The 16601-nt window shown below is 55.1% G+C and carries 15 protein-coding genes and 1 tRNA gene; 7 read left to right on the forward strand and 9 right to left on the reverse strand.

What is annotated here, in order from left to right; genetic code table 11:
* Positions 1-148: 148 nt before the first annotated feature.
* From ampE to ABEH28_RS04480, 3 genes are all read right to left on the reverse strand, one after another.
* Positions 149-985 carry a regulatory signaling modulator protein AmpE gene (gene ampE, locus ABEH28_RS04470; RefSeq protein WP_346629243.1) on the reverse strand — a complete coding sequence of 279 codons (837 nt, stop codon included), beginning with the start codon at positions 983-985 and terminating at the stop codon, positions 149-151.
* 15 nt (positions 986-1000) lie between these two features.
* Complete coding sequence (gene ampD / locus ABEH28_RS04475) at positions 1001-1549, reverse strand: 1,6-anhydro-N-acetylmuramyl-L-alanine amidase AmpD (protein WP_346629244.1); 549 nt, start codon at positions 1547-1549, stop codon at positions 1001-1003.
* A 124-nt stretch (positions 1550-1673) separates the two neighbouring features.
* Positions 1674-3914: a DUF1631 domain-containing protein gene (locus ABEH28_RS04480; protein WP_346629245.1), complete on the reverse strand. Its 2241-nt coding sequence runs from the start codon at positions 3912-3914 to the stop codon at positions 1674-1676.
* Positions 3915-4298: 384 nt separating this feature from the next.
* Here ABEH28_RS04480 and nadC point away from each other — a divergent pair, with 384 nt between their 5' ends.
* Positions 4299-5147 (forward strand): carboxylating nicotinate-nucleotide diphosphorylase, encoded by an 849-nt coding sequence (gene nadC / locus ABEH28_RS04485; RefSeq protein WP_346629246.1) that lies wholly within the window; start codon positions 4299-4301, stop codon positions 5145-5147.
* A gap of 666 nt (positions 5148-5813) precedes the next feature.
* Positions 5814-6308, forward strand: coding sequence for a type VI secretion system tube protein Hcp (locus tag ABEH28_RS04490; protein WP_346629247.1), 495 nt, complete (start codon positions 5814-5816; stop codon positions 6306-6308).
* A 367-nt stretch (positions 6309-6675) separates the two neighbouring features.
* On the opposite strand, the gene ABEH28_RS04495 is transcribed toward ABEH28_RS04490, so the two are convergent.
* The 5 genes from ABEH28_RS04495 to ABEH28_RS04515 form a co-directional block, all read right to left on the reverse strand.
* Positions 6676-7320 (reverse strand): hypothetical protein, encoded by a 645-nt coding sequence (locus ABEH28_RS04495; protein ID WP_346629248.1) that lies wholly within the window; start codon positions 7318-7320, stop codon positions 6676-6678.
* A 193-nt stretch (positions 7321-7513) separates the two neighbouring features.
* Positions 7514-8749 carry a polysaccharide biosynthesis C-terminal domain-containing protein gene (locus ABEH28_RS04500; protein WP_346629249.1) on the reverse strand — a complete coding sequence of 412 codons (1236 nt, stop codon included), beginning with the start codon at positions 8747-8749 and terminating at the stop codon, positions 7514-7516.
* Between the two features lie 194 nt (positions 8750-8943).
* Positions 8944-9019: transfer RNA gene (locus ABEH28_RS04505), tRNA-Thr, on the reverse strand.
* Complete coding sequence (locus ABEH28_RS04510; protein WP_346629250.1) at positions 9010-10425, reverse strand: O-antigen ligase family protein; 1416 nt, start codon at positions 10423-10425, stop codon at positions 9010-9012. Before ABEH28_RS04510 ends, ABEH28_RS04505 begins: the two co-directional genes overlap by 10 nt.
* Before the next feature lie 130 nt (positions 10426-10555).
* Entirely contained in the window at positions 10556-10990 is a 435-nt protein-coding gene (locus tag ABEH28_RS04515) for a prepilin-type N-terminal cleavage/methylation domain-containing protein (protein ID WP_346629251.1), read from the reverse strand.
* A 223-nt stretch (positions 10991-11213) separates the two neighbouring features.
* Between ABEH28_RS04515 and pilB the strand changes: the two genes are divergently transcribed.
* The 5 genes from pilB to yacG are packed head-to-tail and all read left to right on the forward strand — an operon-like array spanning position 11214 to position 15823.
* Positions 11214-12908, forward strand: a complete 1695-nt coding sequence (gene pilB, locus ABEH28_RS04520) for a type IV-A pilus assembly ATPase PilB (protein ID WP_346629252.1) — start codon at positions 11214-11216, stop codon at positions 12906-12908.
* Between the two features lie 2 nt (positions 12909-12910).
* Complete coding sequence (locus tag ABEH28_RS04525) at positions 12911-14128, forward strand: type II secretion system F family protein (RefSeq protein ID WP_346629253.1); 1218 nt, start codon at positions 12911-12913, stop codon at positions 14126-14128.
* A 2-nt stretch (positions 14129-14130) separates the two neighbouring features.
* Positions 14131-15003 carry an A24 family peptidase gene (locus ABEH28_RS04530; protein ID WP_346629254.1) on the forward strand — a complete coding sequence of 291 codons (873 nt, stop codon included), beginning with the start codon at positions 14131-14133 and terminating at the stop codon, positions 15001-15003.
* Complete coding sequence (coaE, locus tag ABEH28_RS04535; RefSeq protein ID WP_346629255.1) at positions 15000-15620, forward strand: dephospho-CoA kinase; 621 nt, start codon at positions 15000-15002, stop codon at positions 15618-15620. Before ABEH28_RS04530 ends, coaE begins: the two co-directional genes overlap by 4 nt.
* Complete coding sequence (yacG, locus tag ABEH28_RS04540; protein ID WP_074888353.1) at positions 15620-15823, forward strand: DNA gyrase inhibitor YacG; 204 nt, start codon at positions 15620-15622, stop codon at positions 15821-15823. The genes coaE and yacG overlap by 1 nt, the downstream gene beginning before the upstream one ends.
* Before the next feature lie 100 nt (positions 15824-15923).
* Here the strand turns inward: yacG and ABEH28_RS04545 are convergent, their stop codons facing one another.
* The gene (locus ABEH28_RS04545) at positions 15924-16568 is read right to left on the reverse strand and encodes a hydrolase (protein ID WP_122535388.1); all 645 of its coding nucleotides are present in this window, start codon (positions 16566-16568) and stop codon (positions 15924-15926) included.
* Positions 16569-16601 lie beyond the last annotated feature (33 nt).

The following is a 16601-nucleotide window of genomic DNA, read 5'->3' on the forward strand; positions in this document are numbered from 1 at the left end:
TTCATGACCAGGGATTGAATGGCCTCACTTTGCAGACGCTAATTTGGAGGCCAATCGAACCATGGGAGCCAGCTTGCTCAATCCCACCTAAGCGGCGTTGGCTGCGCGACTGCGCAGCTGCCGAGTAAACGGAGAATCTGGCACGGCTTTAAACAAACAGCGTGATCAGCGCGAAGCCGACGTACCAGACGATAGCCGAGCGGATGAGCAATTCCCACAATACATCCAGGCTGTTGACGCCCTCGACGCCCACCACTGGCGCGGGGACCTCGCCGGCGACGCAGCCGACTTTGCTGATGAGGCGCGAGGCGCTGATGTTCCAGTTGAGCAGTTCGCTCAACATAACGCGGCTGACCGCGACGAAATTCCCCACTAGCGCAAAGCTGGCGGCCAGCAAGCGCACCGGCACCCAGTCGAATGCGTGCCTTGCCTGGGTCGCACGTTCGACCAGCGCCGGGGTTTTGCCGTGTTCCGAAGCAAGGGCCAGCAGGCGGTACGCCAACGCGGCAACCGGGCCGAGCACGAAATACCAGAAAATCACTGCGAAGAAGCCTTGGTAGATCTGCCACAGCAAATACGTCTGAGCGCCACCCAATAGCTGCTCTTCATTCTCGGCCTGGACACCCAGATCACGTTCGGCAACCAGAACCGCTGCTTCCTGATCGCCCCGACGGCAGGCGTCCCGAAATGAGCCGAGTGTGGCTTTGACGTCGCCACGGCCCAGGCTGTAAATCAGCACCAGCAAATGGATCGGCAACGCGAGCCAGCCATAGGCCACCGAGCCGACAATCACCAATACCAGGGCGAGGACCACCAAAGGCAGCACAACCGTCACCATCAAAATCCACCACGGCCGTTTGGCCGAGCGTGGGTTGGATTCCAGCCGGCTCAATTGAGTGAGCCATGGCCCGTCGCGCTGAATACGCTGGCGCAGGGCCGAGAACTTCTCGACCCAGACCGCCAGTAGCAAAACCAGAAAACTCATTAGCTGTTCCTCACTTCAAACGTCCAGGGCGGCACGAAACCGCGCCCAGTCAAAACACGGACCCGGATCGGTCTTGCGCCCCGGCGCGATATCGCTGTGACCGCATATGCGTTGCGTCGTAATCGCCGGCCAAGCCGTCTGCAACTGGCGGGTCAGCTCGATCAACGCCTCATATTGCACGTCGGTGAAGGGTTGATCATCAGTGCCTTCAAGCTCGATGCCAACGGAAAAATCATTGCACGTCTCGCGCCCCTCAAACACCGACACACCCGCATGCCAGGCACGATCCAGACACGACACGAATTGCGTCACCTCGCCGTCGCGCTCAATCAGGAAATGCGCAGAGACCCGCAGCTCGGCGATGCCTTCAAAGTAGGGGTGTTCTGTGACGTCCAGCCGGTTCTGAAAGAATGCCTGGACCTTGCCGGTCTTAAACTGCGCGGGCGGCAGACTGATGTTGTGGATGACCAGCAACGAGATTTCGTTTTCCGGCCGGGCATTGAAATTGGGTGAAGGGCAGTGTTGCGCGCCCTGGCACCACCCGGTGGCGGGGTCCAGATGCATGGGAAGTCCTTAGGGCGTGAAACGACAGCGCGCAGTATGCCCGCGACTGGAAAGGATGTGGATGGCGAATCAGCCTGGAGGTCACGCAGATTCGCAGGCAGAAGTCGTAGGACCGATCTGGCGCTTAGCCCTTGAGCTTGCGCAGATTACCCAGTACCGACTCCAGCGCGCGGTCGAACAGCAGGGCGTCGTCGAGAACACGAATCGTGCCGCGACGGAATTCCACCGCAAGGCCCATACGGGTTTTCTCAAGGACCTTCATGCCGGTGCGATTGACGAACACGTAGCGCCCGCTCGGCTCGACGATCGCCGCCAGCTTGCAACGCAGCTTGTGGGATTCGTCTTCCTGGATCTCTACCCAACTGCCCAGACGAAGCTTTTCGACCTGCAACAAACCTTCGTCGTCAGCAGGCAGCTGCGTCGACGGTTCGTTCTGAATTTGCTCGCCCGGCCCAACCAGCACGATCTCCTCCACCACCGCCATCATCGTGGGGCCGGTAGCGGACTGGGGCTGATCACCTTCCGCATCACCTTTTGGCGTCCGCGCTACATGGCTGAACGCCTGCACGTGCAACACTTCGAGCTGACTGAAGAATTCGCTGGTGGCAAACGGATCAAAAGCGGCGCTGCTCAAGCCGTCGCGCAGGGACTTCAGTAGCCCCGGCACCAGCTCGAGCAAACGCTGTCGCGCTTCCGGCTCATCATGGGGCTCGACGCTCCAGATCAGATCGTCCATGGCCTGGAGGCCTGAAGCCCACTCGCTCGACTGATCACCGTGCTTCAGGCACGTCAGCAACAGGACCTTGCTCCAGGCCTCCTGCAACAGGCGAACAACCACCTGCGGCAGGGTCTTGCCGAGCAGGCGATCGTTCAACGCCTGCTGCACGCGCTGCCGGGCCAACTCGGCCAATGCGCGACCTTGTTCGGCGTCGCGGGTGCGCTGTTCAAGGAGTTCGCTACGACGACGTTCGTCACTGGTAAAGGCCAGGAAATCCACCAGTAGCTCTGTGAAGATCGCCGGGTCATCGACAAAATCGTGGAGCAGGCGCTGGACGATCTGATCGATGCGGGCGTAGAGCGAGTCGCGCTGGGTGTCATCGCGACCACCCCAGCCAAGCGCTGCAGAGGCGATTTCGTTCAGCAGCCGGCGCGCAGGGTGGCTGCCACGGCTGAAGAAACTCTTGTCGATGACCGCAACCTTGAGCATCGGAATCTGCAAACGACCGATCAACGCACGCAGCGAACTCGGCAGGTTGCGGTCGTCGAGGATGAACTCAAACAGCATCGAGATGAGGTTGATAACGTCCTCATCCATTGTGCCGACGACGCGAAACTTGCCGCTTCTCGCGCTGACCCGGCTGATCAACTGCTCAAGCTGAGCGCGCAGATCGAAATCGTCGCTCTCCTCGACTTTCGGGACGTACTGCTGCAAGTGGGACAGCAGACGAAGCAAGTCCTGGCTGGAGATTGGGCGCGCATCGGTGACCGAATCAGGGCGCGGCGTCAGATGACCACGCACGTGCACCAGTAACTCCTGCAGCGCGGAAAACACGTCCTGCACGCTTTTATCGAGGCTTTCGGTCGCCTGCAGGATGGCGGCGTTGTCGGCACGCACGGCTTCGCTCGAAAGCGGCACGCTGGCAATACGATCAGTCGAGCGGCGGGACGGCAATGCCTTCAATTCCGGCAATACACCTGCGGAAATTAACAACTGGTTGGCTTCCTCATAAAGCTGATCGGCGTTGCTCAAGGCGTACTTCTCAAACAGCTTGAGAATGATCAGCTTCACCTTGATTTCAACGCCCAGACTGCGCCCGGCTTGCAGGAAATAGTCGCACAGCAGCGTCGGACCCAACGGATTGGTCTCGTCGGTCAACGGCTGGGGGATGAGTACGTTCAAACGTGTGGTCAGCTGACCGAGGGCGATACCGTCGCGACTCATGACCTTGACCACCATCGCGTCAACCGCAACGGTGCGTTCGAGATCATCGTTATGGACCAGCGCGAGCTTGTCGTAGGAAACGGGCTCGGGCATCGGAGGCTCGGCCACTTCGTATTGGCCCAGGCGCAGGAATGCTTCAAAGAACTTGTCGAGGAAGTTGCGCTCGATGCTTTTGCGCTTCAGACGCAAGTCGCGCATGGCTTCAAAAAAAATGTTCTGCTCAGCGTTGTTGTGAGCACGGTCGGCCATTTCGAAGAGCGTGTCGTCGGCATTGTCGAACAGCGTCTGCAGGCTTTCCTTCAGTTGCTGGGCGGCCCGGTCACGAACTTGAAGCAAAACGACGGGCAGCCGAGCGACAGGCGAAGAACCGGGATGATCCGCACCTGCCTTCAAGGGCACCACTTTGTTACCGTCGTTCTGCATCAAGGACTCCTTCACACCGTCGACACAACTGCTTTAACAACAGCTACACCCCGCAGCGAAGGAAGACTCGACTCCATTCGGACGGATCTCAAAATTTTATCCCTTGGGATGTTGCAGGCTAACGTCAACGCTATGACGTCAAATACAAGGCGAAAGTATCAGGTAAATCAGGGCCGCTCGCCAGCGGACTCTTCGCCTTAATTGGAATAATAGAAGGCGGCGAAGGGACATGTGCAGCGATAGACCATCAAAATCACAATCTGTCGCATAAGCGAGGAAAAAACCGACAAAGTGCAGGTTATGCATTCGAGTGGACACCTGGCGTACGTAGGTTGGTACACGCGTCTGCCATATACTCGGCGCACTTAGTCCGTGGAGCCTGATATGCCAAACCTACGTCTTGACGCCCTCACTGCCGAAATCGAAGCCAACGTGCGCCGTGCGTTGCTGGAGGATGTAGGCAGTGGCGACATCACCGCGCAGCTGATTCCGGCGGAGCGACTGGCCAAAGCCACCGTCATTTCCCGGGACGCTGCCGTGATTGCAGGCACGGCGTGGGTCGATGCTGTTTTCCGTCAGCTTGATCCGCGCGTCGCCGTGCATTGGCAGATTGTTGACGGCGATCGCGTGCAGCCCAATCAGGCGCTGTTCCACCTGGAAGGCCCTGCCCGCTCCCTGCTGACGGGCGAACGCAGCGCGCTCAACTTTCTGCAGCTGCTGTCAGGCGTTGCGACCCGCGCGCAGCACTACGCTGACATGGTCGCCGACACTCAGGTCAAACTGCTCGACACCCGCAAAACCCTACCGGGCCTGAGAATGGCGCAGAAATATGCCGTCACCTGCGGCGGCTGTCATAACCACCGCATCGGCTTGTTCGACGCCTTCCTGATCAAGGAAAACCACATCGCCGCGTGTGGCGGTATAGCGGAAGCCATCACCGCCGCGCACAAGATCGCGCCGGGCAAGCCCGTGGAAATCGAAGTGGAGAGCCTCGACGAACTCAAACAAGCCCTCGACGGTGGCGCTGACATCATCATGCTTGATGAACTGAGCCTGGACGACATGCGCGAAGCGGTGCGCCTCACGGCGGGTCGCGCCAAGCTGGAGGCCAGCGGGGGTGTGACTGACGCGACGTTGCGCACCGTAGCCGAGACTGGGGTTGATTACATTTCCATTGGGGCGCTGACTAAAGATGTGAAGGCGGTGGATTTGTCGATGCGACTGAGCCTCTGATGTTGTGGCAGCGTCTTAAAGGTTGAACTGCGACGGGTGCTCGGGCTCTGCTTGTTATGGGCTTGAGATCCCTGAAATCGAATTGGCGATTAGACGGATGAGGAAATGACGATGGCTGACGAGAAGCAACCTGTCGAACCTGAAGAAGACGTTCCGGCTCACTCGACTGAGGAGGAGAAGGAGCGGTTGAAGGATTTCAATAAGGACGGGATTCCGCCGGGGATTTGTTGACTGGCGGGATGGTATGGATGTTGGTACAAAAACGCCCGGTCTTCAAGACCGGGTTGTGCCGTCGTTCAATCAAGCCGGCATCTCAACACAGAGCAATATCGTCTCGAACGGAGTTTCGCCCACTGCGACATCTCACTTCACTGTCACGAAGCCAATTCAGATAACCAGATTGATTGAAAATTCGAATCAGTTGCCTCAACCCCGCGAAATTAACTATTCGGCTAGCTGACTTCTAATTGAGCGGCATTCCCCCGCCAATAGCGCGACGTAGGCCTCACAGTGATATCTGCGAGACGACTGCAATGTGATTTCGCAGACTGAGGGGCACGCTCACTTTCTTACAAGGGCTTTGAACTGGGTGCGGTCACATGACTGGCAATGGTGCGGATCATAAGTTAGCATTCCCCCTCCAACAGTCAAGAGCAGGAAGCTAATATGTCATTCGACGCATTCATGCAGGTAAACGGTATTGAAGGAGAGTCGCTTGATGCTGATCACAAGGGTTGGGTCGAGCTACTCTCGTATCACTACGACGCTATCCAGTCAATCAGTCAGTCTGCCAGCTCGAATGGCGGCGCATCCGCAGGAGGCGTCAGCTTAGGAGACTTTCGCGTTACCAAGTACATTGACCGGGCCACACCCAAATTATTCGAACTGTGTTGCAGAGGGTCGCACATCGAACATGTAACTATTCGCATACACCGGGCAGGTGCTGAAAAATTCAAGTATCTGGACATTGTTTTAGAAGAAGTCTTGATATCTACCGTAAGTGGTCAAGGCGCCGAACTTGCAGGCCTGCCTGTAGAAGCCATAACCCTAAATTACGGACGTATCAAATTCGAATATACACAACAACGACGGGTTGATGGAGGAAGTGCAGGCATCGTATCCGGTGGCTGGGACCGAACAGCGAATAAAGCCTTCGCATAAACATATCAGCGATAGCCTCTGAGAAAATCGGCGCAAAGGTCCGCCAATGGCGTTGGCGGACCTTCACATTACCAGAAGGCTATGACTGTCAAAACTAGCAATGCTGTTGTCAGCGCTGCTTCCAGCTTAGAGCATCTAGAAACTATAACTAACTGCACTCCTATTACCAGCGCCAGAATCACACCCCGGAAAACTGAACGATTGCTAGAATCATCTTCCACCAAGCCGCCTGCGGGGCTTTGCGCAGGGTCTAGCGAGTCCATCCAGTCATACTTGGACCCATGAAATAACGCGAACATGAACAAGAGAACGAAAAAGAGAAAATATAAAATCACGCGCAATACATTTCTATTTATATTCATAATGTTCACATCATAAGCTGACTAAAACGAAGCCAGTTTTTTACGATGAAGTCTCCGTATCTAGTGTTGTCTTTTATTTTATCTAACGACAGAGCCATGCCTCTATTGTAGCGAGCACCAATTACTCTGACCTCATCTAACCCAATGGAAGTAAAACCATCGTGATCGGCAAGCATTCGGAGATGCTTGGCAGCCAAGTCAATGTTATACACATCGCGTTCAAGACAATAAGACAAACTCCGTAATTGGCTTACATCCATCCGCTCTGGATCCAAGCCTATTGTCAACGCAGCGGTTTTAAGTTGAATGCTTACCCATCCAAAGCTAGTTTTTGACGGCTGATTCGTAATCACAGTTGAAAAATTACCAATGTGATCGAACGCACGCACCTCAAAAGCCACTCTATCAATAAAGTTGGGATCACCACCGGTTTCAATCCAGCAAACCCCAGCCACAAGTTCGACGGGAAGTGCGTATTTAAGCGCAACCGCCTTGATGATTAGCTTATTGTGGACTACCCAGGCATCTTTAAACCGCTGTATATAGTCCCGACCGCCACCTAAAGCCTCTGGAACAACCTTCCACCTCAAAACATCAAGAAGCCCCCATGTCGGGCTACTATTGGACCTCGTATCGCAAAACTCATCCATTGGCTCGTCCTTGATTCAGCTAACAGAGCGCACTATACACCGGTTACGCCCCCGCTGCCTCCTTTAAACTAAGCGGCGATACGTCCATATGAATCTGTATGCGATTCACCCTCTCTCTGTCCCACCGCATTTAAGGTCGGATGTGGTCCACGCGTCGCGCATACCTTAGGAGGACTTCACCAACTGGGAATAACTAGTTGAACAACGTACGTCGCAGCCGACAGCAAAGAGCTATGCAAAGGCAGATCTCTGTTAAGAGAGTTGCAAGGGCCGCGCCATCAACGCCCATGACTGGAATCAATATGAAGTTCAGCGCGACATTCACCGTGACGGCGATAATCAAGCTTTTGGCAAACCAGCGCTCCTGCTGGGTGGCGATGGCATGCTGTTCCATTACATAGTTCGGCAGCGCAAAAATCAGTCCGGTGAACAGCAGACGAATGATGGTGTGGGCCCCATCCGAGTAATCGCTTCCGAACAAGAGGCCTACTACCCAAGGGCCAAGTACCCATCCGCCCACCGCCAAAAGCAAACCGACGAACGCCGCTCCAACCACTGAGTTGCGGCTGAATCGACTTCCCTCTTCGCCATCCACTGCCAGTATTCTCATCCTCCGAAACAGCATCAGAGCCACCGGCGTAGCCAGCGCCATCAGGCCGTCTTGAATCCGTGTTGCTACCGCATACTGACCAGTCGCAGGCACCTCTCCCAACAGGTGCCGGAGAATAACGATGTCGATGTGGTGATAGAGAGTGGAAGCAAGACCAACCGCGAAGAAACTGACCGAGCTGCGATAGGCCCAAACCGGAACCTTCCACTCAATTCGCCGCAATGGAGGAAAGTGCTTGAAATGGCATCCGAGCGTCAGCCCAAGACCAAGCCCCCACGCGAAAAAAATCGACATCGGAGCAGCGCCAGCGATGAGCACCGACCCAAGTACAAGCAAGGCGCTTACGGTTCTGCCATAAAACAGAAACTGGGCATCTCGTTCAAAATTCCCGGCCCCCTTGAACCAGGAGGACTGCCATTGCGTGAGAGTGATCATGGCGAAGCAAAAGATGCCGGCCATGAGAGCAGGCCCGTCTACCCAGAGATGCAGTGCGCCAGCCAGCAACATGAAAACTGAAGTGGTTACCAGCAGGTGCATCAGCGCCGTGCTTGGCAGCTCTAAATAACGTGTGCTTAGAGCAGCGGATGGCGACGCACGCTCTCGCATCAGAAGGACGTTGAACCCCGCGTCCTGCATCAGCACAAGAACAGTCACTAGCACATAGATGTAGGTGTAATGCCCAAACGAGCTCGATCCCATACTGCGCGCGAACAAGACCGAAAGGCCCAAGGAGACTGCTGCGGAGTAAACGGTAACGCCCCACTGCATCGCCAGAGGCGCAACCTGCTTGATGAATGCGGCTCTCGGCGCTAGCTCCATTGCACGTACACCTTCTGGAAGGAACCGTGATACCGGCGAGTCGGGCAAATGAGAGAGATGAAGCAAAGTGATGGAGGTAACACGAACCGACCTTTCTTTATAACTGCGCAGGAAGGTCGCGAGACCGTAGTGATGCTCAGGTTGATGCCTATGCTTGTTGAGGTTTGGGCTTCCGTGTGACCGCTGATGAGAGATGGTGCCGAAAATAGGAATCGAACCTACGACCTTCGCGTTACGAGTGCGCTGCTCTACCGACTGAGCTATTTCGGCTTTGAGGAAAACTTATCAGGACTCTCATCGTGCAGCAACTGCTGTGCCGACGTATCGGCAATCACGCCCTGCATCCAAAAACGAGGCTGAAAATGCCCGCCGAACTCGGATTGGTAAAGCTGACGATTAGTCTTGAGCAGGGGCACATCGGATGCCACTACGAAACCCAGAAAGACCACTGCCCCGCCCATCGCAGCAAGCGAGCATCTAAGGTAAGTCGTGTTTACCGGTGAAGCCAGAGGTTGCCACCGGTGGAGTCCGACTAACCACCCAATGACTGTGCACAGCCACAACTGTGAGTACGGCATAACGATAATGCCGTCGACCATGGATTGAGCAAGAGCGCCTACAAGACTTGCAAATAGACAAATGCGTAGCTGATTCACGGGCTCGGTGGAATGTACCGTGCTCTGGATGAGACTGACTGTAGCGTTGAGCCCCTTGAGAACAAGCCATCCCAAAAGAAGCGCCGATGGAATACCCCATTCACTGGCCCATTGAAGAACGCTTTGATGAGGATGAGCTGCAATTGGATTAGCGATGTCGGCGAATTGCATTGGCCCAAAGCCAAGCAGCGGCCTTGTTTCTATCATACTCACCGCCTGCTGCCAGATTATCTCCCGCGCCGAAAGGTTCGTGGTGAGCCTTTCACCAGCGGGATTTAGGGTCTGAATACCCAGATAAGACGACAGTTCGCTGAAAATCAACCAGTAGAACAAGCATCCCACAAGAGCTGTCGCAGCTTGCCAGCCAACCCACCTGCGCCCCGATGGGCCGCAGAAACACAAAGCAAGCCCAGCTGCGCCCATGCCCAGCCAGGTGCCACGGGTACCGCCAGCTATGGCGATCACCCACCAGCAGATCAGCAACGCGATCAAACAACTTCTTTGACGGTTGCTAATGGATTTGCTAAGTAACGGGAATGCCAAGAGCGGGAGGGTAAACGTCTGAAGATGGCCGTACGTACGGCGATTTGAGAAGCCTTCGAAAAGTAGCGTCGTATCCAGTATGCCTACGCCATTAGTAAACGCAGCAGTTGCTCCAGCGATGAACTGCATACTCTTAACTGCACACAACAACACGACAAGTGAAATCAGAATCTCGTCGAATTTCACGCCTAGGTCACGTCTTTCAAATGCGATAGCGATGCCGATGCAGCAGCACGTTATTAGGAGAGCGACTTCCACAAACGCCCAGCCTGCATGGTGAGAAAGCAACGCTGAAAAGATCCCTAGAACCAGAATCCCTCCGCCCACACAGCGCGCCCGGGCGCTGAAAGGCAACAGAAAAAGCTGAGCTCCAGAGCGGCTTGCAAGCTTTAAAAAACATATTGTTGAGGTCGTAAAAAGGGCAACCCGTTGCCAGTCATGACCCGAAATCGGAAAGATAATGGCGGGGATCAACAACAGGAGCCCAAAGCACGTTAGAAACCATCGAGGTTTAAGCCAGTCAGAAAAAAAGTAATTACCCATCGATAACCAAAACGGCAATGTGAGCGAAAAAAAAGGCGCCGGAGCGCCTTCGTTACGACAGATCCTACGTACCGCTGCTGGCAGTACACAAAGCAGGTGTCGACGTAGTACAGCCACCGCTAACCGCCCATGTCATCGATCCAGTGGCGGCATTCAACGTCGGTGTAAGAACGTAAGTTGCCGCTGCAGTAAGACCACCAGCAGCCTTGGGAGTAACGGTGATCGCACCGACGTTGGATACAGCAACACTAGCGACGTAGGTGGTGGCTGTGGTATCGGGAATGCCGTTCGAATTCAATGCGCAGCCCGTGAGAGTACCAAGAGACTGGGCACAGACAGAGACGGCGGTTTTGTAGCCTTCAGCGATTGAGATGACCTCAGAGTATCTAGCCTTGGTGGTGTAGTTTTGATAGGCCGGCAGCGCAATTGCAGCCAGAATGCCAATGATTGCTACCACAATCATCAGTTCGATAAGGGTAAAACCTTTCTGCGAATTCATAACGTACTTCTCCGATCGTCAATTAGGTGCCGCTCACTGGTTACACAGCACAACCCGTGCCACATCGCGCGACCGGCTTAATCCGCAAGCGGGTGGTATCAGCCTCCGTGCAGATGTCGACGGGGCGCAGAAGATGACAATTTACGTCACTCTGCATCCAGGCATTTGGAACTCAAGCCTGACTGCGCTATAAATCATCCACTGACTGGGTGTGGTGGTTGTAATGACAGATGTCGTGCTTACAGGTTTGGCTAAACAGCTTGTCCTCGCTGAACTCCTGAATGAAAAAGCTGCGCAGCAAGCGTATCAGCAGGCTCGCCGGGATAAAGTGTCACTGGTGAGCTATTTGGTACAGAACAAACTGGTCAAAAGCTTAACGCTGGCCGAGCTTGCGTCAGAAGAGTTCGGAGTTCCCTTTTTTGACCTCAGCAATCTCGACAAGGAAAGCCAACCCAGGGGCCTAATAAGCGAGAAACTCATCCGTCAACACTGCGCTCTGCCGATTTGGCGCAGAGGTAACAAGCTGTTTGTCGGCATATCGGACCCGACCAATCATCAGGCAATAACCGACATTCAGTTCAGCACCGGCTTAACGACCGAGGCAATCTTGGTTGAAGACGACAAGCTCACAGCTGCAATCGAAAGGTTTTTTGACTCCCACAATGGCATGGGAGACTTGGCCGACGTGGACTTGGGCCTCGAAATTGAAGCCGTTGATGAAAGCAAAGAAACGGCTATTGGCGGCCAGGATGCAGACGACGCACCCGTCGTCCGTTTCGTGAACAAAATGTTGATGGATGCCATCCGTCTTGGCTCATCCGACCTGCATTTCGAACCCTACGAAAAAATCTTCCGTGTAAGGCTTCGCACGGATGGCATTCTTCACGAAGTGGCAAAGCCGCCGATCCACCTGGCTGCCCGAATTGCCGCCCGCCTCAAAGTCATGGCGAGCCTGGATATTTCCGAGCGTCGCAGACCTCAGGATGGCCGGATCAAACTTAGAATTTCCAAGAACCGCGCTATCGACTTTCGAGTTAATACCTTGCCCACACTGTGGGGCGAGAAGATTGTGATGCGGATCCTGGACCCTACAAGCGCCCAGATGGGGATCGATGCGCTCGGATATGAACCTGAGCAGAAAGCGCTTTATCTGGAGGCATTGAGCAAACCGCAGGGGATGATCTTGGTCACGGGTCCAACGGGCTCCGGAAAAACTGTCTCGCTTTACACAGGCCTTAACATTCTCAACACGGCCGACATAAATATATCCACCGCTGAGGATCCTGTCGAAATCAACTTGGAGGGTATCAACCAGGTCAACGTTAACCCGCGTCATGGCATGGATTTTTCTCAAGCGCTACGTGCATTTCTACGGCAAGATCCCGACGTCATCATGGTTGGGGAGATTCGTGACCTAGAAACCGCTGAAATCGCGATCAAAGCATCGCAAACTGGCCACATGGTTTTGTCGACATTACACACCAACAGCGCTGCGGAAACACTTACGCGTCTTCACCATATGGGTGTCGCAGCTTTCAACATTGCGACTGCTATTAATCTGATCATCGCACAGCGGCTCGCGAGGAAGCTCTGTCCTCTATGCAAAAAGGAAATTGACATCCCGCGCGAAACTTTGATTTCGGAAGGTTTCCCGGAGTCGAAAATCGGCTCGTTTAAGCTTTACTCACCGGTAGGCTGCGAACAGTGCAACGGCGGCTACAAAGGCCGGGTCGGCATCTATGAGGTTGTTAAAAGCACTCCGGCCCTTGAGCGAATCATTATGGGGGAGGGAAATTCCATCGAGATCTCCGAGCAAATGCGTAAGGATGGCTTTAACGATTTGCGTACATCAGGCCTGATGAAGGCGATGCAAGGTATGACCAGCCTTGAGGAAGTCAACCGGGTGACCAAGGATTGAGCATGGCAACCAAAGTAGTAAAAGTCAGCGTTTACACTTGGGAAGGTATCGATAAAAAAGGCACCAAGCAGAAAGGCGAAATCAACGGGCACAACCCAGCGTTGGTTAAGGCGCAGCTCCGAAAACAAGGCATCAACCCAACAAGGGTGAAGAAAAAAGCTGTCTCGATTTTTGGTTCGGGTAAAAAGATCAAGCCATTGCACATCGCATTTTTCAGCCGTCAGATGGCGACGATGATGAAGGCAGGCGTGCCGCTGTTGCAGTCCTTTGACATCATCAGCGAGGGATCTGACAACCCAAATATGCGCAAGCTCATAGACGACGTAAAACAGGAGGTCGCGGCTGGCCACAGCTTCGCAGCAGCGTTGCGGCAGAAGCCTTTATATTTTGACGACCTGTTTTGCAATCTGGTGGACGCGGGAGAGCAAGCAGGTGCGCTTGAGTCACTTTTAGATCGCGTCGCTACCTATAAAGAGAAAACAGAATACCTAAAGGCCAAGATCAAAAAAGCGATGACGTATCCGATTGCGGTAGTTATCGTCGCGCTTATAGTAAGTGCGATCCTGTTAATCAAGGTAGTTCCACAGTTCCAGTCAGTGTTCGCAGGCTTCGGTGCAAAACTTCCGGCATTTACGTTAATGGTGATCGGCCTTTCCGAGGCGCTTCAAAGCTATTGGTACATATTCCTGATCGGCCTGGTAGCAGTGGTATTGGCGTTCAAAAATGCTCACAAAAAGTCTGAAAGATTCCGGAATTGGATCGATCGGTTGTTACTGAAAATGCCCATTATTGGACCGCTTTTGTACAAGTCAGCGGTCGCACGATTCGCCCGTACACTTTCAACCACATTTGCAGCGGGCGTCCCGCTGGTTGAAGCGTTGGACTCAGTCGCAGGCGCCACTGGCAACGTTGTTTTCAAGAACGCAGTGAACAAAGTCAAACAAGACGTCTCCACCGGCATGCAGCTCAACTTCTCAATGCGCAGCACCGGGGTCTTCCCCATGCTGGCAGTGCAGATGACGGCCATTGGAGAGGAGTCGGGCGCCCTCGACTCGATGCTCGACAAGGTCGCGACGTATTACGAGGATGAGGTCGATAACATGGTCGACAGCCTTACCTCGCTGATGGAGCCTATGATCATGGCAGTGCTTGGCGTGATCGTTGGCGGCTTGGTAATCGCCATGTATCTCCCCATTTTCCAGCTCGGACAAGTCGTCTAACCATGCCCCTCCTCGACCTCCTGGCCAGCTCTCCGCTGGCCTTCGTTTTATGCACGCTCATCCTCGGCCTGCTAGTCGGCAGCTTCCTCAACGTAGTCGTCTACCGTCTCCCAAAAATGATGATCCGCGACTGGAAAACCCAATCCCGGGAAATGCTCGACCTCCCCCCCGAGCCGCAACCAGAAACCTTCAACCTCATCCTCCCCCACTCCCGCTGCCCGCACTGCTCACACAAAATCCGCGCATGGGAAAACATTCCGGTCGTGAGCTACCTGTTCCTGGGCGGCAAGTGTTCCCAGTGCAAAGCCCCCATCAGCAAGCGTTACCCGCTGGTTGAACTGGCGTGCGGCTTACTCTCAGCCTTTATCGCCTGGCATTTCGGTTTCGGCTGGCAGGCAGGTGCGATGCTGGTGCTGACGTGGGGCCTGCTATCGATGAGTCTGATCGACGCCGATCACCAGCTTCTGCCGGACGCCATCGTGTTGCCGCTGTTGTGGCTGGGCCTGATCGTGAATGCGTTTGGGCTGTTCACGTCGCTGACCGATGCGCTGTGGGGCGCGGTCGCGGGGTATCTGGTGTTGTGGTGTGTGTTCTGGCTGTTCAAGCTGATCACCGGCAAGGAAGGCATGGGCTACGGCGATTTCAAGTTGCTGGCCATGCTTGGCGCGTGGAGCGGGTGGCAGATTTTGCCGCTGACGATTCTGTTGTCGTCGATTGTCGGGGCGGTGTTGGGCCTGATTCTGCTGCGTTTGCGCAATGTCGAAACCAGCACGCCGATCCCCTTCGGTCCTTATCTGGCGCTCGCGGGGTGGATCGCTTTGCTCTGGGGTGATCAAATAACCACTTCGTATTTGCAGATCGCCGGTTTCAGATGACTTCTCCTGCGTCAAAACCCTGGATTCTGGGCCTCACCGGTGGCATCGGCAGCGGCAAGAGTGCGGCCGCTCAATGCTTCGTCGATCTCGGCGTGCATTTGGTGGACGCCGATAACGCTGCACGCTGGGTCGTCGAACCCGGGCGCCCTGCCCTGACGCAGATTGCCGAGCACTTCGGCGCCAGCGTGTTGCAGGCCGATGGCACGCTGAATCGCTCAGCGTTGCGCGAGCTGATTTTCAAGGATCCGCAGCAGCGGGTCTGGCTCGAAAGCCTGCTGCATCCGCTAATCCGCGAGGAGATCCGTCAGTACCTGGCGCGCGCTGAATCGGCTTATGCAATTCTGGTGTCGCCGTTGTTGCTGGAGACTTCTCAGCACCAGATGGTGCAGCGGGTGTTGGTCATTGATGTGCCGGAATCGGTGCAGATCGAGCGCACGGTGTTGCGCGACAAGACCAACGAGGAGCAGGTGCGGGCGATTCTCAAGGCGCAAGCCAGTCGCGATGAGCGCTTGGGCAGGGCCGATGATGTGATCGTCAATGACCGTGACCCGGCCTGGCTGAAAAGCGAAGTCGAGCGTCTGCATCACTTTTATTTAACTTTGCGTGGAGGCCAATGATGAGCCAACCAATGACCGTCGATTGCCCAACCTGCGGAGCGCCCGTGGAGTGGACGCCGGAGAGTAAATTCCGGCCATTCTGTTCGGACCGTTGCAAGCTGATCGACCTGGGCGCCTGGGCGTCGGAAGAACATGCGATTCCGGTGGCGCCGGACGCTGAAGACGAACTGTTTTCAGGTGACCTCGACCCTCGTCAGCATTGATTTAACTCAGTGGCCGGATGGCCCGCGACCCGCATTAAATCGCAAAAACGAAAAAAGCTTCGCGACCTTAATCGCGAAGCTTTTTTTGTGGCCGAGGGTTTTAGCCCAACTTACGCTGCGGCGCGCCGTGAACCATGGTGTAGGCGTAGTCGACGCCCATGCCGTAGGCCCCGCTGTGTTCCAGGACCAGTTCCATGACCGCTTCGTAGGTTTCCTTGTGAGCCCAGTCGCGCTGGAATTCGAGCAGCACCTGCTGCCAGGTCACCGGCACTGCGCCTGCCTGAATCATTCGCTGCACCGACATGTCGTGGGCTTCTTTGGTTGTGCCGCCGGAAGCGTCAGTGACGATGTACACCTCGTAGCCTTCCGCCAATGCGTCCAGCGTCGGGAAGTTCAGGCAGACCTCGGTCCACAGCGCTGCGATGATCAGCTTCTTGCGGCCGGTCGCCTTGACCGCTTCCACCAGTTTCTTGTCTTCCCACGAGTTCATCGAGGTGCGCTCGATCGGCTGCTGATCCGGGAACACCGCCAGCAATTCAGGCCAGATGAAGCCGCTGAAGCTTTTGGTTTCGACTGAGGTGTAGATGGTCGGCACGTTGAAGATCTTGGCGGCTTTGGCCAAGCCGACGGTGTTGTTCTTCAGCGTCTGGCGGTCGATCGACTGAACGCCGAAAGCCATTTGCGGCTGGTGGTCGATCAGGATCAGAGCAGCGTTGGTTGGGTTCAGCAGTTCGCGAATGGACATGGGTAGATTCCTTAGTAGTCAGCAGTGAGTTCG

Source organism: Pseudomonas sp. Ps21-P2 (genome assembly GCF_039672565.1).
GTDB lineage: Bacteria > Pseudomonadota > Gammaproteobacteria > Pseudomonadales > Pseudomonadaceae > Aquipseudomonas.